This is a genomic window from Elusimicrobiota bacterium, from assembly GCA_028718185.1.
Taxonomy (GTDB): domain Bacteria; phylum Elusimicrobiota; class UBA8919; order UBA8919; family UBA8919; genus JAQUMH01.
In genome coordinates, this window is record JAQUMH010000007.1 from 35,370 (window position 1) to 56,915 (window position 21,546).

Annotated in this window: 18 protein-coding genes; all 18 read right to left on the reverse strand. The window is 32.8% G+C overall.

Features of this window, described 5'->3' with window-relative positions:
- Positions 1-19: 19 nt before the first annotated feature.
- Positions 20-793 (reverse strand): glycosyltransferase family 2 protein, encoded by a 774-nt coding sequence (locus PHE88_09160; GenBank protein ID MDD5687983.1) that lies wholly within the window; start codon positions 791-793, stop codon positions 20-22.
- Positions 790-2,211: a glycosyltransferase family 39 protein gene (locus PHE88_09165; protein MDD5687984.1), complete on the reverse strand. Its 1,422-nt coding sequence runs from the start codon at positions 2,209-2,211 to the stop codon at positions 790-792. Before PHE88_09165 ends, PHE88_09160 begins: the two co-directional genes overlap by 4 nt.
- Complete coding sequence (locus PHE88_09170; GenBank protein MDD5687985.1) at positions 2,208-3,272, reverse strand: glycosyltransferase; 1,065 nt, start codon at positions 3,270-3,272, stop codon at positions 2,208-2,210. Before PHE88_09170 ends, PHE88_09165 begins: the two co-directional genes overlap by 4 nt.
- 43 nt (positions 3,273-3,315) lie before the next feature.
- Complete coding sequence (locus PHE88_09175) at positions 3,316-4,650, reverse strand: glycosyltransferase family 4 protein (protein ID MDD5687986.1); 1,335 nt, start codon at positions 4,648-4,650, stop codon at positions 3,316-3,318.
- On the reverse strand, positions 4,544-6,010 hold the full coding sequence (locus PHE88_09180) for a radical SAM protein (GenBank protein MDD5687987.1): 1,467 nt from the start codon (positions 6,008-6,010) through the stop codon (positions 4,544-4,546). Before PHE88_09180 ends, PHE88_09175 begins: the two co-directional genes overlap by 107 nt.
- Before the next feature lie 73 nt (positions 6,011-6,083).
- Positions 6,084-6,800 carry a nucleotidyltransferase family protein gene (locus PHE88_09185; protein MDD5687988.1) on the reverse strand — a complete coding sequence of 239 codons (717 nt, stop codon included), beginning with the start codon at positions 6,798-6,800 and terminating at the stop codon, positions 6,084-6,086.
- A 6-nt stretch (positions 6,801-6,806) separates the two neighbouring features.
- Positions 6,807-7,838, reverse strand: a complete 1,032-nt coding sequence (locus PHE88_09190) for an NAD-dependent epimerase/dehydratase family protein (protein MDD5687989.1) — start codon at positions 7,836-7,838, stop codon at positions 6,807-6,809.
- 45 nt (positions 7,839-7,883) lie between these two features.
- Entirely contained in the window at positions 7,884-9,098 is a 1,215-nt protein-coding gene (locus tag PHE88_09195; GenBank protein MDD5687990.1) for a glycosyltransferase family 39 protein, read from the reverse strand.
- A gap of 2 nt (positions 9,099-9,100) precedes the next feature.
- Positions 9,101-10,048 carry a glycosyltransferase family 2 protein gene (locus PHE88_09200; protein MDD5687991.1) on the reverse strand — a complete coding sequence of 316 codons (948 nt, stop codon included), beginning with the start codon at positions 10,046-10,048 and terminating at the stop codon, positions 9,101-9,103.
- A gap of 25 nt (positions 10,049-10,073) precedes the next feature.
- Entirely contained in the window at positions 10,074-11,072 is a 999-nt protein-coding gene (locus PHE88_09205) for a Gfo/Idh/MocA family oxidoreductase (protein MDD5687992.1), read from the reverse strand.
- A gap of 106 nt (positions 11,073-11,178) precedes the next feature.
- Positions 11,179-13,044 (reverse strand): asparagine synthase (glutamine-hydrolyzing), encoded by a 1,866-nt coding sequence (asnB, locus tag PHE88_09210; protein MDD5687993.1) that lies wholly within the window; start codon positions 13,042-13,044, stop codon positions 11,179-11,181.
- 14 nt (positions 13,045-13,058) lie between these two features.
- A complete protein-coding gene (locus PHE88_09215; GenBank protein ID MDD5687994.1) occupies positions 13,059-14,192 on the reverse strand; it encodes a DegT/DnrJ/EryC1/StrS family aminotransferase in 1,134 nt (377 codons plus the stop codon).
- The gene (locus tag PHE88_09220; GenBank protein MDD5687995.1) at positions 14,189-14,710 is read right to left on the reverse strand and encodes an acyltransferase; all 522 of its coding nucleotides are present in this window, start codon (positions 14,708-14,710) and stop codon (positions 14,189-14,191) included. The genes PHE88_09215 and PHE88_09220 overlap by 4 nt, the downstream gene beginning before the upstream one ends.
- Positions 14,707-16,092, reverse strand: coding sequence for a radical SAM protein (locus tag PHE88_09225; GenBank protein ID MDD5687996.1), 1,386 nt, complete (start codon positions 16,090-16,092; stop codon positions 14,707-14,709). Before PHE88_09225 ends, PHE88_09220 begins: the two co-directional genes overlap by 4 nt.
- Positions 16,093-16,104: 12 nt before the next feature.
- Entirely contained in the window at positions 16,105-17,526 is a 1,422-nt protein-coding gene (locus PHE88_09230) for a radical SAM protein (protein MDD5687997.1), read from the reverse strand.
- Positions 17,519-18,937, reverse strand: a complete 1,419-nt coding sequence (locus PHE88_09235; GenBank protein ID MDD5687998.1) for an FAD-dependent oxidoreductase — start codon at positions 18,935-18,937, stop codon at positions 17,519-17,521. Before PHE88_09235 ends, PHE88_09230 begins: the two co-directional genes overlap by 8 nt.
- Complete coding sequence (locus PHE88_09240) at positions 18,934-19,908, reverse strand: NAD-dependent epimerase/dehydratase family protein (GenBank protein MDD5687999.1); 975 nt, start codon at positions 19,906-19,908, stop codon at positions 18,934-18,936. The genes PHE88_09235 and PHE88_09240 overlap by 4 nt, the downstream gene beginning before the upstream one ends.
- A gap of 16 nt (positions 19,909-19,924) precedes the next feature.
- Entirely contained in the window at positions 19,925-21,511 is a 1,587-nt protein-coding gene (locus tag PHE88_09245) for a glycosyltransferase family 39 protein (protein MDD5688000.1), read from the reverse strand.
- Positions 21,512-21,546: the final 35 nt, after the last annotated feature.

Below are 21,546 nucleotides of genomic sequence, written 5' to 3' on the forward strand. Positions count from 1 at the left end.
TCCTTATGTTTTTTCAAGGTTATTCTGGTGATTTCTCCGGCATTACTTTTAACGGGGTAAATATTTGTTGAGAAAATAGTCCTAATTTATGAATTAAAAACCTCAACAGAAAAAGCAGGGCACTTATCCCGTACTTACTGCTTCTTATAAAATTTATTGATGATGCTTCCGGAAAATATTTTGCCGGAACAGGAATATCACCAATTCTTAATTTACAAGCAACTGCCTCAATTAAAAATTGTTGATCAAAAACAAAATCATCAGAGTTCTCTTCCCACCTGATTGTCTTTAAAACATTTTTAGAATAAGCCCTGAACCCGGAATGAAACTCCCCAAGATTCTGACCAAGCATAAAATTTTCAAATATTGTCAATATTCTATTTGCAACATACTTATATAAAGGCATTCCTCCGGTTATAGCTTCCCGTCTGGTTCGTATTCTATTTCCCAAAACAACATCACAAATATCATCGGCAACAATACCTGCAATATAAGGTGTTAAACGTGCATCATATTGATAATCAGGATGAATCATAACAATTACATCCGCCCCATTTTTTAACGCTTCTTTATAACATGTCTTTTGATTTGCTCCATATCCCATATTTTTTTCGTGACTGATTGTCTTTATCCCCAGCGATTTTGCAATTTCAACAGTTTTATCTTTTGAAGCATCATCTACAAGAATTATATCATCAACAACTCCTTTTGGTATATCCATATATGTTTTACGAAGAGTTTTTTCTGCGTTATAAGCAGGCATAACTACAATTACTTTTTTATTTTTTATCATTTTAGTTTGTATACCTTTATTATTGGATTTTGAAATTCCCCTATTGCTTCTTCTGATATTTCACAGATAACTTCTCCGTTTTTTTTCAAGTAGCCGGTAAAAGATTCCGGGTCATCATGCAAAGAACTACTTACTACATAATCATATTTCTTTCGTATATCTTTCAAACTACCATTTTTAATATTATCATACCAGTCTATTTTTACAATATAGTTATCATTTGGAAACTCAGGACAAAAAGGACCTCGCAATATTCTCGCTCCAGCGGGGATATTTTTCAATATCCATTCTCTTGCTATAACACGGGTATCTTTCTGAGATAATAAAATGTCTGTTTTTACTATTTTTGGTATTACAGTTATTAAAAAAACCAAAATAACAATTATAAATATTGTTTTGTCTTTGATTTTTCCGATAATTTGTGCAGATATTATAGCAAAAAAAGGATAAAGTGCAAGGATATACCTTCCTCCTGCACCTTGTTTCCAAGTACCGAAAAAAAGCAACATAACCAGTAAAATTATTAATAAAAATATATCCTGTTTCTTTCTATTAATTAATAAAACAATAAATCCTATAATTATTGCTATTACTAAAAAATATCCTAATCCGCCTATAAGAATTTGCGGATAATTCAAAAATGCTGAAAACAGATACAATTTATCCCAACCGACAATAAGATTAAATCTATTAAAAAACCTTTCCATAAATCCCGCATAATCAATAAATGCGTATGGACATCCCGCAAAAAATCCGGCAATTGTCGTTAGGAATGAAATTGTTAAATATTTTTTATTTTTCCAACCATACAATATGATAACCAAAAGAACAATCCCGCCGTAATATTTAGCTGCTATTGAAAGACCACAAAACAATCCTGCAAAAATATAAGATTTTAAATCACCCTTGACATAAACATCCCATGTGAAAACAACGGTAACTAACATAAAAAATGCTGCGGTAATATCAGTGGTAGCGTAATGAGAACTTAAAATATGCTGCCAGCTAAAAGAAAGAAAAAGTGCAGCTAAAAGACCTGCTCTCTTGTCAAAAAGTTTTTTAGCAAACAGATACGTCAAATAGATAGTAGCTATTGAAAAAATAGTCGTGAGTATTCTTCCTATTAAGATGAACGGAACAGGATTAGAATCGTAAAATGCAATGAAACTAGCTATTGAATTAAACTTTCCAAAAATAAAACCTATTATAAAATATAAATAATAACAAAAAGAAAGCAGATATAAATAAAGGGTTGGATAATCAAAAAAAGGGTTTGGGTTAAAATCTCCTGTAAAAAATCTCATCGTATAAAATATTATAACGGATTCATCAATATGTCCATATCTTAAAGGAAAGGCAAAATTTATTCCCCAGACTCTTACGATTGAAGCAGCTAAAAGTAAAATCCAAATTATCATTTTATATAACTTTTATAAACATTATCCACAACATTTATCATTTTATCCAATGAATATTCCATTGATTTTATTTTTGCATTTTCCGAAAAACTTTTAAAAAGAGGTTTATCTTCATATATTGTCAATATTGCATCTGCAAATAATACTACTGTTCGTGTTTTTATAAGAACCCCTGTTTTATTGTCTTCAACAAGTTCAAAAACACCTCCAACATCAGAGGCAACTACCGGTATACCAAAAGCCATGGCATCAAGTGCCGCTTGTGGAAAAGATTCTTCTTCTGAAGGCAGTAATAATAAATCAAAAGATGTATAAATTTTTTCTAAATCATTTTGCCATCCGTAAAATTTGACCGAATCTTCTAATTTTAAATTCTTAATTCCTAATTCTAAATTCTGTTTTTCAGGACCATCACCGAAGATAAAAAACCTTATATTTTTGTTCTTTTCTATAATAATTTTTGCGATATCAGGAATTAAATATACACCTTTTTCCCTATGAAGTCGTGTAACACACCCGACAATAAATTCATTTGTGATTTTATGCTTTATGTTCTGCGGCTTAAAGACACCATTGTAAATAACTATTATTTTTTTTGCCGGTATTTTTTCTCTTTCAATTAAAACATTTTTTGCTGTTAAAGAATTTGTAATTATTAAATCGCAAAAATACGAAGCAATTTTATCAAGCCATACATGATAATACTTTTTCCAGCTATCAATACTTTGTTGACTTGAAATTACAACCGGTACTCCGGCCGCTTTCCCAATCATTCTTCCCAAAACATTTGCTCTGTAAAGATATGTATGAATAATTTGCACCTTATTCTCCTTAAGATATTTTAGAAGTGAAAAAATATTATATTTGTTTACCGGAATCCCAAGCTCCTCAATTTCATCTGCAACCAGTCCCCGCTCCTTCAAGTAACCGACTGAAAAATCATATTTGTCTTTGAGATTTTTTAAAACCGTTAATAAATATTTTTCTGTACCACCGATATTTAAACTTGTTATTAGGTGAAATATTTTAGTTTTGCTCATATTTGTGTTGTTTTTAGTCATTATTGATTTACCGGTATTGTAACTGATTGTTTCGGTTTTATGCTTAAGTCCTGCTATAAACCTTCAGAAGTTTTGAAACAACCGCATCCCAGGAAAAATTCTCAATTGCGTAAGAATGTCCTTTCAAAGCGAGAACAGTGGCTTCCAAGTAATGATCTCTGACATATATTATTTTTTCGGCAAGTGCCTTGACATCTTTCTGCGGTACATTATATCCGGTCTTCCCATCAATGATTATATCCACAACACCACCTACAAACGAAGCTATTACCGGCTTTGCATAGAAAAGAGCATCCATTGCTACCATCCCAAGTCCTGTTGTATCTCCCCTGGAGTCAATTATGGAAGGAAAAATAAAAATGTGGCAGTCTATATATTCCTGAATTAATTTTTCCTTGTATAAAAAACCCTTAAGCATAACCGATTCTGCAAGTCCATAATGTTTTATTTTTTCTACTATTTCATCATACATGTAACCTAATCCTGCAATAGACAGAGAGAAAGCAACACCCCGTTCTTTAAGAATTTTCACTGCCTCTATGAGGTACTGCGGTCCAAGTCTTTCTATGAGTTTTCCGGCATAAAAGAGTTTAACAGGCTCTTTACTAAAATCCGGTATCGCGGTGGTTGCCGGCTGCTCCTTGAAAGGTATGGTATTACCAAAATATACAACGTGAACCGGTATCTTTGGTCTAATCATTGTCTCAACCCATTCTTTGGTCGGATTTGAAATGGCAATTATATCGTCAGCAAAAAACATCATAAAATCAAATAATTTACTCAAAAATATGTTTTTTCGGATTAGTAAAATCTCAGAAGCATAAAAATGGTATATAAGCCTGGCTCCGCTTAAATATTTGCCGATTATACCGAATATTGCTTGAGGAAAAGGCCAGTGGACATCTATCACATCAAACTTACGGCGAGCGAAATAAAAAATGGCATTTATGGATCCCAATATAATATAGGATACAAGGACCAACTGCCATAACAGGCTGGAAAGATTAGCAGGTGAAGAATCTTCATGTGTAAGACGCTCGTAGGCAACCGGAGCATAGCGAAAACGCCATACTTCAGCACCTTCATATTCCTTTTGACAACAACCCATATACGCCGGGACAAAAACCGATAGGCTATTCCCTCTTTTTAAAAGTTCCAGTGTTGTTTCCCTGAACCACGGGGCGATGTGGTCTGGATATTTTCTTGGAAATGACGATGTTACGAAACAGATTTTCATTTTATTTATAACTAAAACATTGAGAATAAAATCATTACATTTTTGTGGTCTGCTTAAAAAGGTTAGTGAAATATTCCACTTTTCTCCTGCTCTTGAACAACGCATGCAGGTAATACTTATCAAACAAAAAAGACATGACATAAAACATTGATTTCCAGTAATCTAAGTTTAAAGTTAATTTCAGATATTTTGGATGAAAAGTATTCCTGTGAAGATAATCCAGTATTTCATGCAGGCTTTTGCTGTAATTACCAAATTTATATTTTTTTTCAAGAAGATCTATTGTCATTTTTGAAGGATACTGAAGGATAGTGTTGAAATCCATCAGTTCAAGACTCTTGCCTAATCCGGAACCCGGAAAAGGCAGGTATACATTCCATAAGACAAGGCTGTACTTCATCCTTTTCGCCAGTTGCACGGACATTTCTATGTCTTCCATTGTTTCACCAGGCAGGTTTATGAGCATGTTGGCAAGATGACGTATGCCTGCTTTGTTGCAAATTTGACCGGTTTCAACTATTCTTTGTATTGTGGTATTCTTGTTCATCACTTTAAGCATTTTCTCCGAACCGGATTCTATGCCGAAATCTATCTGCAAGCAACCGTTTTCCTTCATGAACTTTGCCAGTTCCGAATCTAAAAGATTGACTCTGGTTTGACAACCGAAAATAATGTGAATACTCTTGGCATTAAGAAGATTAAATATTTTATAGATGCGTTCCTTTGATAGGGTAAACAACTCATCCATAAAATATATTGCATCAATCCGGTATTTATTTATCACGTATTCAATATGTTCCGCCACCCGCTCAGGACTCATACCGCGCACCTTTCTGCCAAATACAGTGTACTCAACACAAAATTTACAACTGTAGCAACAACCCCGCACGGTAAATAGATTGAAACTTGAAATGTATATAGGTCTTATTGTCCAAACGTTTGGCCTGCAGTAATATTCCATATCCACTTTGTCATATGCAGGAAAAGGCAAAGAATCTATGTTTTCTATTAAAGGACGGGGGTCGTTTATTTTTAGTATTCCGTCTTTAATATATGCAATACCTTTGACTGAGTCTACCGGTTTATTAGCCCTAAGTACCTTAATAAGTTCATGAAAGGTCTGTTCCCCTTCACCAATAACCAGATAATCAAAGGAAACATTGAAATCGATGAAGTGTTGCGGATTACTGCTGGGATGCGGTCCGCCTATTATTATTTTGGAAAAGGTATTCTCCTTTCGTATAAGCAAGCATAGATTCTTTACCATTTCTATTTCAGAAACCATGCATGTGATACCTACAAATCTCGGTTTTTCCGTAGAAATTCGCAGTAGTATTTTATTAAATGCACCGGCCTCGCTAATGTCTTTGTAATCTAATATTACGTTATCATCGCCCTGGGCGCTCAGATATGAAGAAATATGCATGAGACCGAAAGGCAGCCACTGGGTATTGGTCCGTGAAGGCGGTACTATAAGAAAGATATCAGAAGTTTTAGTCATTTAGATGATATTTTAATAAAACCAAAGTGGGCTTTACATCTGCAGAAATCTTGAATATAAAACTAACAAAAAATCAACCGAGATTATAATCTTTGTCAATATCATCTTTCAGGTTTATATTTGCATACTTTTCGCAAATAATGAAAGATTTTACCATTTTCCCGTCATCTATAGCACATTGAATAAGATCGGGAAGCTCTTTTTCATGCCGTTCGTGATGTATGGGGGTAAATTCTATATATTTAAATATCTCATTTTTGAATACACAGTTTCCTGTACCCATATAATCGTTAAGAGGTTTTCTTGGTTTTTCAATAAGTCTGTAAATAATATCATTATCATCTTTTATAACAGCATACGTTTTTTTTATCAATTCCCTGTTTTCTACTTTCAATATGCCACAGACCACAAATGCTCCGCTTTTATTGAAATAATCAAGCATTTCTTTTTGCCTTGGTTTTTGCATTATCTCGTCACCCAGCAGCAGCATAAAATCGTCTTTCCCTATCGCTTCTTTAGCACATTCAATCGCATGTACCAGACCATTTTGTTCCGATTGAATTATATATTTGATTTTCTTGCCATTATAGCTATTCCCGTAATGATTTATTATCTCTTCGGCTTTATAACCTACCACCACAATAATCTCATTCACATTGCTGTTGATGGCATTATCCAGACTGTATTCCAGCATCTGCTTACCATTTATCTTAAGCATGCACTTGTTCATGTTAGTAGAAAGTTCATCCAATCTTTTACCTCTACCCCCGGCAAGTATAATCGCTTTCATAAAATTTTATCTCCCTGAGAAAATGTCCTTATTCTCTTTTATCCAGTTTATCAACAAATCTATACCCTGTTCAGGCATAACTTTAGGTTCCCATTTTAATGCTTTTTTTGCTTTTGAAATATCACATATAAAATAGCTTAAGTCACCGTGGCGTTCCGGGGATATTTTAACTTCAGGTCTCTTTTTATTAATTTTTTCTATAATGTCTATGCAGTTAAGCAGGGAGATTGCGGTTTTTGTTCCTCCTCCTATGTTATATACGCCTGCTTTCCTTGTTTTATAAAAAGCATCAAAAGCCTCGCATACGTCAGTTGCATAAATAATGTCTCTTACTTGTTTGCCTGTCCCAAAAATAGTTATGGGCTGGGATATGACGCTTCGTATAGAAAAATTAGCCACCCAGCCGTGGTCTTCTCCGCCGAATTGCCTCGTTCCGTAAATTCCGGTTAAACGGAAACTGGCAGCTTCAATTTTATAGGTATCTATGTACGCTCTAACATAAATGTCTCCAGCTGCTTTTGAAGCGTGCAATGGAGTGAGAATTCCCTGCAGGATTGTATAATTTTCATCTATAGCAGCCGGCTTCCGCACATATCTGTCTTTTTCTTGTTTCAATTCCTCATTTATTTTATTGCCATAAATATGAATGGTAGCACAAGTGGCAACGGGAATTTTGAGTCTTCTTGCCGTCTCAACCACGTTAAATGTTCCTATTACATTGGTGGTAATATCCAGCACCGGATCTTCCCAACTGATGGTCATAGCCGGCTGCGCCGCTGTATGGATGATATAGTTGCATCCGTTTGCGTTGTCTATCAATTCCTCTAAATTCCTCACATCGGCTTTTACCAGTTTAACTCCGATTTTTTTAAGGTAATTCCAGTTATATTCCCTGGCAGCTTCGGTAGCAAAACCGGTCCTGGCAAGTTCATGTTTTGTCATGTTGTCGTAGGCAATTACCTGCATACCTTTCTTAATATAGAACTCACATACATGCGAGCCTAAAAAACCGCAGCCACCGGTAACTAATACTTTCATTATCTTCCTCCTGAAATGATAAAAACAAAATACTAAAATTATTTTTTATTCACACTGTAATATTTTTAACTTCAATAATATTTCTACAATTGTGTAAGAAGCAAAAATCATTACGTAAGGGTCAACGGGAATCCTGTATCTTAAAACTACAGTAAAAAAAAGATGGACAAATGTGTAAATACTCAATAAAGCTATTAAAAGTGATGTTTTTCCAATATTTTTTATTGATAAAACTATCCCTGCAAAAGCAAAAGGTATATATATTCCTGATGTTACCATTGCCATATATTTCTGCCATTTATACGCCATCATAGGATACAGCCGCCAGAAGTGAATAAATCTTTTATAGAGAAGATAGGTATATTTGTGTGAATTGTTTTTTATCCAGTTAAAAGATTTTTCTTTACATATTTTATCCCGCTCCGGCAATGGGAGTGTTGAGATATACTCCCAATCTTTCGGTATAGCCGGTGTGACAATAGCATCGGGTGCCGGAGTGTCTAACTCACCATAAGTTTCCATCCACAACGCCTCATCACATGTTGCACCATAAAAAGAGTACCAGGGAGTGTTAATTGGCATTATATAATTTTTGCTGTAATAGAAATAATTCCGGAAAGTCCACGGTGCTAACGTAATGATAGTACATATTCCGACAAAAAATCCTACTTTTATTTTTTTTGTCCTCCACCATAACCATGCACATGCAAAAAAGAAAAATGGTAATATTGTAGATTTAGTAAGGGCAGTAATTCCGAATAAAATACCCGTAAAAATTATATTTTTTATACTTGGTTTCTCGCTGCAAATAAGAATATAATATATAGACAAGGCGGTCAGAAATGTATAAAATGTTTCCGAAAGCAGATCACCTGTATAAGCAATTACATAAGGATAAAAGCACAAAAGAACGGCGGAAATCTTACCGACAACAGGTGAAAATATCTTTTTCCCGACAAAATAAATAATAACACAAGTTAAAGCACTAATTATAGAATTGATTACCCTGACGAAAAGAATTGATTTTCCGAAAATGAAAAATATTATAGCTAAGAAAGCAGGATAACCCGGCGGTCGCCATGTATCACCATAGCCATTCCCGGAAGCTATGCCGGAAGCTATGCTCATCCAACCGTAAGAATCCGGCGATAATTTTTCCGGGCTCAAAGGTATAACATAAATTAATCGTATAAATAAAGCAGTTAAAAAAATGAACAATAGATATTTTTTTTCAGAATAAATAAATTTCAATATATTCATCTTTAGTTTTCTTTCCTTTCACCCATCATATCGAACAACATTCCAAAAAGAAAAAGCTGCCCACCAAAAATAATTAAAAGTGCGGAGAAAATTGCAGTTGCACCTGTGGGACTTCCACCGTGTAATTTTGCTACTAATATAAATATACCGGTAAGAAACCCTAAAAGAAGCAGTAACATACCTAAAATATACATAAATATTAACGGGTGAAAATCTCCGATTAAGTATCTTTTGTAAAGACGGTAAAAAAAGTTTCTCAGAAGCATCGGTGACACTCGTAATGCATAAGAAAGCCCTTTTATCTGCGATTGTCTTGCTCCTTGTATATATATGGTTTCACGGGGAACATCAATAACTTTAAATCCATAAATATTTAAACGAACAAGAAAGTCCATTGGATACCCGTACCTTTTCCACGCTTTATCCCAATCAATGACAGAAAGTGCTTTTTTGCTTATTGCAGTAAAACCATCTACTACGTCAAATATTTTATAATATCCTGATGCAATTTTTGTAAGAAGTGATATTATGGTATTACCAAGAACACGGGTAAATGGCATATCGGAAAGTCTTTCGCCACCTTCAATAAATCTGTTACCTTTGCTATAATCAGCTTTACCGTCAATTATCGGATCCAGCATATTTTTAAGCTGGTTTAACGGCATTTGATTGTCCCCTCCGCAAACAGCAACAACATCATAATTTTCTTTTAATGCCATTTTATATCCGGTTATTATTGCAGCACCCGGACCCATACATTTCTGATGACTTAACAATTCAACTCTTTTGTCAGAATGATTTTTTACAAGTTCTGCAGTACTATCCTTTGACGCATCGTTAATTACATATATTTTATCTACATAATCCGGAACATTTTTTAAAGTCGGGATAATAAGCTTTTCTTCATTCCTTGCGGGAATCACAAGTGCTATTTTATTCGCTCTGTACATTTGTATTTCTCCTCCCTACAATTACTTATAAATTAATCGTACAACCTTTTTTAATTGAATTCTGAACTTCTTCAAGAATTTTTACAACCGGTAAAGATTTTTTACCGGAAGTAAAAGGTTCTTTGCCTTCTCTTATACATTCGAGGAAATGTAATGCTTCTATTTCCAACGGTTCCTTAAAGTCGATTTTTGGTATAAAAATATCACCTGCACGGTGTATCAGCTGGAACTGTCCAAAAGAATGAAAATCATCAAACCTGTCAATTCCTTTATCATAAATCTGAATTTTCATATCAGATGACACATCATCATAAACTACCATTTTTTTTGAACCGACAATTGTCATCTTCCTTATCTTGTGAGGGTCAAGCCAGGACACATGTATAAATGCTGCCGGGCCCGATTCATATTTTATATTAGCTGATACAATATCTTCAATTCCTTTTTGAATAAACGAAACCCCGAAACCACTGACAAGTTTTACTTTTTTGGAAAGCCAATACAAAATTATTGAAACATCATGCGGAGCAAGATTCCACCATACATTTATATCTTTTCTTGCAATACCGAGATTTAACCTTTGGGAGTAAATATAGTAAATATCACCCAGCTCGCCTGAATCAATAATCTCTTTCACTTTTCTTACTGCTGCATTATATAGAAACGTAAATCCAATCATTAAAATTAATTTCCTGGTCTCGGCAATTTCTACAAGCTCTTTTGCTTCCTTTAGGGAAGTAGTGAATGGTTTTTCAACAAAAACATTTTTCCTGTGTTCCAGTGATTTTTTTACTAATTCATAATGTGAAGAAGCGGGAGTTGAAATTATAACACCTTTTATAGAATCATCATCTAAAATTACATTAAAATCATTTATGCAATTTATATCGGGGTAATCTTTTTTCAATTTACCCAGAGATTGCTTGTCTGTATCACAAACAGCACTTAATACTCCTAATTTATAAAAATTTCTTACCAAATTTTTACCCCAGTAACCACAACCGACTACAGCAATATTTTTCATAATATCCATTCGCTCCATATCCCAACCTGAAGATCGGGCTACAATTATTTTGTGTTGTTTCTGGTTCAGGCGGATGGATTAAAATCTACCCGAACCTTCACATTATTTATTGGTAAAATCTTTGCCACAAAAAAAAGGAAATCAAACAACTGATTTTTCTGGTGTTATCTCTTTTACCTTCCACATGTTCTTTTTGTAAATTCCTGATATAGTTAAAATTAAACATTTCTTTGTTTTTTGACTCCGCTTCTAAAAAAACTTCACTGACAAAGCCGCTTAATTCATTTTGAAACCAAAAAGATGTAGGCATGGCAAGTCCTTTTTTAGGCATTTTTGTGATTTCATCCGGTAGATATTCTTTCAGCGCTTTCCTCAAAATATATTTTGTCGTAAATCCCCGCAGCTTTAAATTAACAGGAATTTTTTCTGATAATCTTATCATTTCTAAATCCAAAAAAGGTACTCTGCACTCCTGGGAATTCATCATTGTTGTCATATCGGTTACGTGCAATGCACAGTCAGGCAAAAATACATTTAAGTCAAGATATAAAAGCCTGTTCAGTAATTTTTCATCAACAACATCTCCAAGATGCTGCTGAAAAACATCAAAAGGCTTGTAATCGGGTATATTGCATAAAAGTTTTTGTCTTTCTTCATCAGAAAAAATCTCTTTATATCTCAAATATGCCATTTCCGGAACCATACCTGCACCTGCTACAAAAGATTTGGCTTTAAAATCAAAACTCAACCTGTTATAAGAAGCCGGAAGCTGATTAACAACTAATTCTAATAATTGCCTTAATGGTACCGGAATCTTCTTATAAAACCTTGCAATTTTAGCAGCTATTAATGTCGGATAACCGCCAAAAAGCTCATCTCCGCCTGCTCCCGAAAGAACAACTGTAATATCTTTCTTAGATTGCTTAGATAAATAATAAAGCGCTACTTGTGTCCAATCGCCATGCGGTTCTGCCAAATGCTTTATAATTTCAGGGAGATATTCTTCAATATGTTCTGATTTTAACATGCAATCATAATGGTCAGTATTATATTTCTTTGCCACTAACCTTGCTTCATCAATTTCGTTGTAAGTTCTGCCATTTTCATAACCTATAGTATAGGTCTTTGTTTTTTGACCGAGTTTACTCATCATGGCAACAATGGAAGTTGAATCAAGTCCGCTTGACAGAAACACTCCCAACTCTACTTCACTCTGAAGATGCCTTTTTACAGAATCTAAAAGAGTTTTTTTTATTTCACATATATAATCCGTTTCACTATTTATGTTTTCGTAGGTAAAAGAATATCTCCAATATCTTGATATTTCTATTTTTCTGTTTTTTATTTTCATATAATGACCCGGTTGAAGACGTTTTATGTGTTTATAAATTGTCCGGGGGGATGATACATAGTAAAACGAAAAATAATTTATCATTGCTTGTTCATCCATATCTTTTAAATTATTTTTATCCAGTATAATAGATTTTATTTCAGAAGAAAAAACAAGAGTTCCATTATATAGATAATAAAAAAGCGGTTTTATACCTAACCGGTCTCTTGCAATAAAAAGTTCCTCTTTTTCTTTATCCCATATAGCAAATGTAAACATCCCGTTTAACCGTTCTACGCAATTAACACCTGATTCCTCATACAAATGTAAAATAACTTCTGTATCACTGTTTGTCTTAAAATGATGTCCTTTGCTTCTTAATTCTGCCCTTAATTCTAAATAATTATATATTTCTCCATTATATACGATTATAATAGTATCTGTTTCATTGGATATTGGCTGATGTCCGCCTTTAATATCTATTATATTCAATCGTTTAACACCAAGCCCGACATATCTATCTAAAAATATCCCTTCATCGTCAGGACCACGATGTGACATTGCATCTAATGGAAGTTTTATTTCACTATTTCCTACTTGTTCTTTTTTTTCAAAATTAGTTTTTCCAAATATTCCACACATATTTTTACATTTATCTATTTTAAAATATTTTTTACATTTTCAATTATATAATCCTGCTCTTTATTTGTCATAGTCGGATAAAGCGGTAACAACATAGTATTCTTATAACAGAGCTCAGTCACAGGAAGACTTATATTTCCTAATATTTTTTTATAATACGGCTCCTTATGTACTGCCATAATTTTACGCGTTGCAATTCCAACAGTATGCAATTTTTGCATTATTTCATCACATGTTTTTGGAGAATCTTCGTTTATTCTGATTATATATGACTGAAAAATATGTTTTGAATGTTCAGGGACAAAAGGAATAATGATATGACTAACTTCCTTAAAAGCATTATTATATCTTTCTGCAAGATTTATTCTCCTTGCTATTATATGTTTTATTCTATTCATCTGTTGAATACCTATTGCTGCCTGAATATCTGTCATTCTATAATTAAAACCTATCAAGTTATATTTCTCTGATGTTATATTTTCTTTTACTTTATGCTTCATTATAGAAGATACAAATGAACCATGTGACCTAAGTGCCTTTGCTTTATCAGATAAATTTTTACTATTAGTGGTAATCATCCCCCCTTCACCAGTTGTAATTATTTTTCTCGGGTGGAAACTAAAACAAGACAAATTACCCGACGAACCTATCTTTTTTCCTTTATATTCTGTGCCAAGGGCACAGGCAGCATCCTCAATTATCTTTAAATTATATTTTTTTGCTATTTTAGATATATGTTCCATTTCTGCCGGCAGTCCAATCTGATGTACAGGCACAATTACTTTTGTTTTTTTTGTTATGGCTTCTTCTATTTTAGTATAATCAATGTTGTAAGTATTTATATCAATATCTACAAAAACAGGTATTGCGCCAAGATGTATTATGTTATTTACTGTTGCAATAAAGGTAAAAGACGGAACTATGACCTCATCTTTGGGTTTAATATCTGATAGAAGTAATGATATGTGAAGAGCTGATGTGCAAGAATTTGTTGCTATGGCATATTTTGCATTTACATATTTTGAAACTTTTTGTTCAAATTGTTCTACTAATTTTCCCTGACTCAGCCATTTTGACCTTATAACTTGTATTACTGCTTTTTCTTCTTCTTGATTAAGATAAGGTAAGGTTATTGGTATCTGCTTCATTTTCTTTTCCTTAAAAGTTTTGCCGGGTTCCCTACGACAATTGAGTAAGGTTTAACATCTTTTGTTAAAATACTGCCCGCACCGACAACACTTCCTTTACCAATTTTGATACCTGGTAAAATAATAGCACCTGTTCCAATGTCGCAGTCATCTTCTATTACTGTTTTTTCATAAGTTTGTTCTCTTGTAATAATAGGACGGGATATATCCTTATCAATTACATGCTGGAGAGTAATTATTTTTACATAAGGACCGATACCGACATAGTTCCCGATTTCGAGCCCTCCGCCGCTATGAAGAAACACTTGTTGTCCAATCCATGTATTACTTCCTATTTTCATTGCATTTTTATAGTAACCTTTTAAAAATGCATAATGGCCGATATAAACATTACTTCCTATTTCTATGTTTTCCGGGTGGAATACCAATACACCTTTTTCAAAAATTACATTCTCTCCAATTTTTTTAAACATTTTTCTGTTAAATTTTCCGGTACCGTGACTTTTATATATTTTCATTTAGTTGCCCTTCTTTTTAATCCCGCTATTGAAAAGATAAACGGTAAACACTGGATAGCTTTAGTCAGCCATCTAGCATTATTTATTATAATAAAGAAAAAAAGCTCAAAGATTTTTTTAGGTCTTACATAAAATTTCTTTGATGCTAAAGAACACAATTCGTCAATTCTTTTTTTAGAAAGTTCGCATACTTTTTTATCCTTGTATTTCTGTTCTATTTCTGAACCCTCCAGTATAGTCAATGCAAAAAAACCTGTAATGTGCGGATTATTCAAAATAGTATAATCAATACTCTTTTTTATCGTTTCTTCAGTATCACCTGGCAACCCGAAAATCATTTCTAACTGAACAAGCATACCAAGCTTTTTAGCAATTCTTATTGTTTTAGCAGCTTCTTCCGGTTGTTCGGGACTTCTATTGCAATTTTTCAATATTTCAGGATGTGCTGATTGTAATCCAAGTATAACATGGTCACAACCTGCTTTTTTCATTATTGAAAACGCCTCTTCTTTCTTTCCCCTGTAACTAAATGGATTTATCGCGCAACACCAGTGAAAATTATATTTTTTATCAATTAATAACTGGCAGAATTCAAATAACCATTTCATGTTTAATCCAAAGTTTTCATCAAGAAAGTAAAAATATTTTATATTATTTTTTTCAAGTATAGTGTCTATTTCTTTTATAATATTCTCGGGGCTTCTTAATCTAACTTTTCTTTTCCAAAATACGTGAGATGTACAATAAGAACAATTATATGAACATCCGCGGGATGTTATCAAAGTTGTAAATGGTGTCCGCATGGTGAATTTATGAAAATCATAATACTTATCTGCCTGAGTTTTATCTCTATCTGGAAATGGTAAAATATCTAGATTTTCTATTAACTCTCTATCTTCATTTCTGGTAGTCTTACCATTTTTCGAAAACGAGATCCCTTTAATATTTTCTATGTGTTTTTCTCCCTTAAGATAATCAACAATTTCACATATTGTTACTTCGCCTTCGCCGTTACAAACGATATCGCACCCTGCGTCAAAAAATTCTTTATTGTTCAGTACTCCAGGACCGCCAACGATAACCGTAACATTTAAACTGCTTTTTATATCTTTTATGTATTGGCAAACAATATTTTTTAACGTAGAATCAGAATAGAATCCCACGAAATCATACTTATTGGCTGATATTTTGTTTTTTAAATCTAAGGAAGATAGATTGTCTATTGATTGGTCAAGAAACTCTGTTTTAACACCATGTTTTTCCAAAGATGAACTTACATATAATAAACCAAGAGGCTGGTAACGCTGAAGCCGGTATTCGGATTCCGAAACGTTCCAGTAAAACTTATGTTGCTGCTTTAATAAAACCAGTAATGCTTTCATATTTTTATTATATCAATTACATTTACTAAAAGTATGTTTAAAAAAACCCCTTGTTGCAAGGTATAATGCAGGAATTTGTTTTATATTTGATATTTTTTTTAAATAAGATAAAATTATTCTTGGACGCAAATAGAATTTTCTCAGTATTTTTCTCTGAATTTTTACTAAATATTCTTTTGTAAGATTCTCCGGTATAAATACCGGGTCAAGATTACAATCCAAACTTTTCCAGTCATCATTAAAAAATCCATATTGTTTGGCTGTGCTGAATATTTTCGAACCCGGATATGGGGTAAAAAACGTGATTTTAACATCATCAAAATCTAATTTCTCAATTAATTTTATACTTTGTTCTATACTATTTTCCGTTTCTTTCGGGTTTCCCAGCATAAAATAACCCAATGTTTTTATTTTGGCTTCTTTCGTCAACATTATAGCCCGCCTGATTTGTTCCAATGTTATATTTTTATTAAGTAATTCCAATATTTCCTGAGAACCGCTTTCAATTCCATATGCAATCTGCCAGCAACCGGCTTCTTTTATAATTTTTAAAATATCAGAGTCTACCATATCAACTCTTGCAAGACAAGACCATGTTATATTGATTTTTTGTTTTTTAATCAGTTCTGATACTTTTTTTAGCCGTGACCTGATAAGTATAAAATTGTCGTCCATTATTCTAATATCCTTAATATGGTACTTTTTTTGCAGGAAAGTTATCATTTCAATTATATATTCAGCACTATACGCTCTTACGGTTTCACCAAACCCACTCCTGTCGCAGAATGTACATTTGCCAGTACATCCTCTTGTAGTTATTATTGAAGTTGATGGTAATCTTTTACAACTGGCAACTGCAGGCGGATAATTTTTCATATCAGGCAGAAGGTGCCATGCCGGAAATGGTAATTCATCTAAATTTTTTATTAGTTCCCTTTTGCCTGTAGTATGTAATTGTCCTGATTTCCTAAATATTATTCCATTTACTTTCTCAAGAGGTTCTTTTTTTTCAAGTGTTTTGATAAGTTCAATTATTGTAATTTCACCTTCCCCTATAACTCCAATATCAAATTCAGGGAATTTACTCATAGTCTCTTCAGGAACTGCAGTTAAATGAGGACCACCGATAATAATAACAATATTATTATCTACTTCTTTGATCATTTTGGCTAATTTTGCAGCATTATAAATTGATATAGTTACCGCCGTTATACCGACATATTTTGGTGATTTTTTTATTATATGATTTAATGCTTGTTCATATGTTAATCCGAGCGCAGGAATATCTAATATTTCTACATCTATATTTTCCTTAATACATACAGCTGCTAAATTACATAAACCATGCGGCGGTTCCAAACTTCCGGCAGCTGCTAGCTTACCGTATCTTTCTTCAAGTGTCAGATTAGGATTAACAAATATTATATCAGGCATAAAGTTTTTCCTCGAAAGGAATTTTGCTTATTTCGTTTTTAGACTTTTTATTTAGAATATGGTCTGCTACTGTTTCGCCCATCTCCACTGCAACGTCCATATCAACGTATTTAAATAAACCTTGCCTGCCCGTTATGAACAAATTGCTTATATTTTCTATATATTTTGTTATTTTTTCCATTCTTACTTCATAGTCCAAGTCATAAACCGGATATCCATTTTTTACTTTGAGAATATCATATTTTAACACATCATTTTTATTTATAAATCCCTCTTCTTCCAGTTCCCTGATTACTTTATGACAAAGAATATTTTTATCGGTATTCCATATATCGTCACCGAAATTACAAGTAATTTCTGCCATCAAACCGGTTTTGCCTTCTTGAATTGCATTTATAGCACCGCAATTCCTTATATCTGAAAGACGATTAAAAGTCCTGTTTGTAAAATATATCCATTCTGCATCAAATACTTTCGGCTTATTAATTAATAAACAGACTACCACGATCGCACGATAAAACATATTTTCAGATAAAGATGTTATGTTATTTGGCGGCAAAGGTTTTAAATATGATATCAAATCAGTTATTGGAATCGTGGAAATATAATAATCACCTTTTATTTCCTTAATTCCATCCGCAGTTTTACATATTACTGATTTTACTTTTTTATCTTCTATATTTAACCCTATCATTTTTGAATTTAAAGATATCTTTCCTTTATTCTCAGATATTATTTTAGCCATTTGGTTTGGTATAAATCCTGCCCCGTTTTTCGGATAAAAAAACTCTATTACCAAAGGTGAATATTTGTGTTCTTTGTGGGTTAATTTTTTTACGCCTTTTAAAAAAGATTTCGCAGCTACTGTTATAAGACTTGTATGGGGGATTCTATGCATTGCAAAGAGAGGAGATAATTGAGACGGTTTTATTCCCCATACTTTCTGGGTATAAGGCCCAAAATAAATATTATATAATGTCTTCCCGAATCCTTTTACAAGCCAATCTTCAGTTGATTTTATTTTACCTTTAATGAAATTATTTTTTATATTAACATATATGTAGTTAACTATACATGCTATAGCAAGAAACGGATTTAGCTTAAAGACAATATCTATCGCCTCTAAAGGATATTTATAATATTTACCTCTAAATTTAATTTTAACATTTTTCTTAAGCTCGACGAAATTGTCGCCTGCCAGTTTTTTGAGTTTTAATAATATTTCAGTTGTATTGGAATGATAAGCATGGGGACCATAATCAAATATATTTCCGTCAATCTTAACGCTTGCCGCCAGACCTCCGACATAATTATTTTCTTCAAGAACTTCGATATCAGTAATGCCCTTTTCGGCTAACTTCAAAGCAGCACTTAAACCGGTAATTCCCCCGCCTAAAATTATTACTTTCATATATTTATTTCCGGTAATTTTACTTTTTTATACCACTCAATGGCTCGACTTAACCCTTCATCAAGTTCAATCTTCGGACAAAAACCCAATATATCTTCAGCTTTTTTTATATTAGGAACACGCAATTCCACATCCACACTCGGATGGGGTATAAATTTAATTTTTGATTTAGAATTCACAAGTCTAATAATTTTTTCTACAAGTCCCAGTATAGTAATAGTTCCTTTTGGATTACCGATATTAAAAACTTCTCCGTTAGCTTTTTCGTTCTCTATACATAACATTATTCCGTCAACCATATCATCGATGTAGCACCACGATCTGATTTGATTACCGTCATTAGTAACCTGAATCTCCTTATTTTTTAATGCAAGCGGTACAAATATTTGCACTGCTCCCTCTCCGACCTGCCCCGGTCCATAAATATTAAACGGTCTTAGTGATACTATAGGGATATTATATTGTTTCTGGTACGAGAAACAAAGATGTTCTGCCGCAAGTTTGCTTACAGAATATGTCCAGCGTGAAGCTTTTACTTCTCCTTGAGATGTAATCTGATCTTCTTTTGCTCTAAATATAAAAGGACCATAGACTTCACTTGTTGAAAAGTTTATAAACTTTTTTATATTTAAATCTTTCACTACTTCTAAAACATTATAAGTTCCTACCATATTCACTTCCATTGTCCTTATTGGATGACTGTAATAATCTGACACACCGGCCATTGCAGCTAAATGGATTATTATATCAGGTTTATGTTTATGCATACTTTCACTAAGAAATGATTTATCCAATATATCACCATTTATGGTTATAATGTTTGGATGTGACTGTAAATCAGTATATTTCAAGGCATTTCTTCTTTCATTATCATAAATTATCAATTCATTATTTTGAACGATTCTCTGACACAAAGAACTACCTATGAACCCATACCCGCCTGTAATAAATATTTTTTTACCTGTTATCATAGACATGTTTTCCTTTTTACTTCTTTTTTAATATTAATATTGTAGGACAAGGGAATTCCCAATCCGAAGGATAAGAATCTTTTTTCTTAAAAGAAAAAATTAAAAAATGTGGAAATGTTTCAAATCGTTTTATTTCTTCATATTTTCCGGAAGAAAACATTTGGTAAATTAAGTTATCCGTTTTTGGTGTTATAGGCCGGTTGAGTATAAATTCGGCATCTGATGTAACTATATATGCCGGCTTTTCCTTTTCTAATTTTGCAGGATCATATTCTAAATCAACAATTTTATAATCGGGTTTATTATATTCCGGATTTTCACTATATCTGCTTAAAGCAAAATATTTCATATTTATGACAGGAGGAGAATACCAATATGGTTTATTTATTACTCCAATTTTTGAACCTCCTTTAATGTTATTACTAATCCAGGTGGAAGCTCTATCTTGCGGAGTCGGTCCGACCATCATATTAACATATGACAATGAAAATACAAAAGTAATAAAAAAACATAAAGGTATGACTGTTACTTGGATATATTTCTTCATATCACAAACAAATCTTGCTGCCAGAAGAATTAAAAAAGGCGTATATTCATTCTGATATCTAACAATATTGAAACCTGCCTGCGCCTGGATATAATAGTAAAAAAATATCCATGATAGTAATAATAAATCAGATTTCTCTCTTTTAATTAAGGCAAAAACAATGCCACAGATAGAAAGTATAAGTATCGGAAACCCTAATCCATAATAAAGCAATCTCGTGATAGGATTAAACCAGTTAACTCCTCTGGAACCTACACCTATAGTTGCTCTTTTAAAGAAAGGCACTATATTGAGCTTAAAGGTTTTAAAATCCAAAACAGAATATGGGGTTCCGAATGCAAAAAATATAATTACTGTAATATAAAACAAGATAATATTTTGATTAATAATTTTGTCTTTTCTCAAAATATGGGCTAGTGTAACTATTGCCACAAAAGGTATAGCTGTATATTTTGAACTCATAGCCAAACCACAACTTGCTCCTGCTAAAATATACCATTTGGTTTTACCGGAATAAATAATATTTAATGCGAAAAACATAGTTAGAGTAATCCAAAATGTTACTGTAACTGCCGGCTCCATGTAATGACAAGATACCACGCTTAACGGAACAACACTAAAAAACAAAGCTGCTAAAATACCTGTTTTTTCCGAATAATATATTTTTCCTATAAAATAAACAAAACACATTGTTAGAATACCCATAAGTACACTTATAAAGTGACCAATTAAATATATTTTTGCATATTCTCCTACATTAAAAAGATAAAACTGCTTTGATGTTGTCAGGGTAATTAATCCTAACATAGAAGAGAATTTAACTGCCGCCCCTACTAAAAAGTAATAGAATGTCGGATTATACATAGGTATTGGCGGAGTAAAATTAAATTTTGATATATTTATTGTTTGTAAAGTATTAATAACGTTATACTCATCTGCATAATATGAATAGAAATGTTCCTTATTAGGTAATCCCCACCGTATACCATATAACCGCAAAAACAAAGCAATAAACAAAATAAATATTAACAGTACTGGTTTCCAGTTAATTTTCATTTTTATAAGACCTTATGATTAAAGATACTATCCGA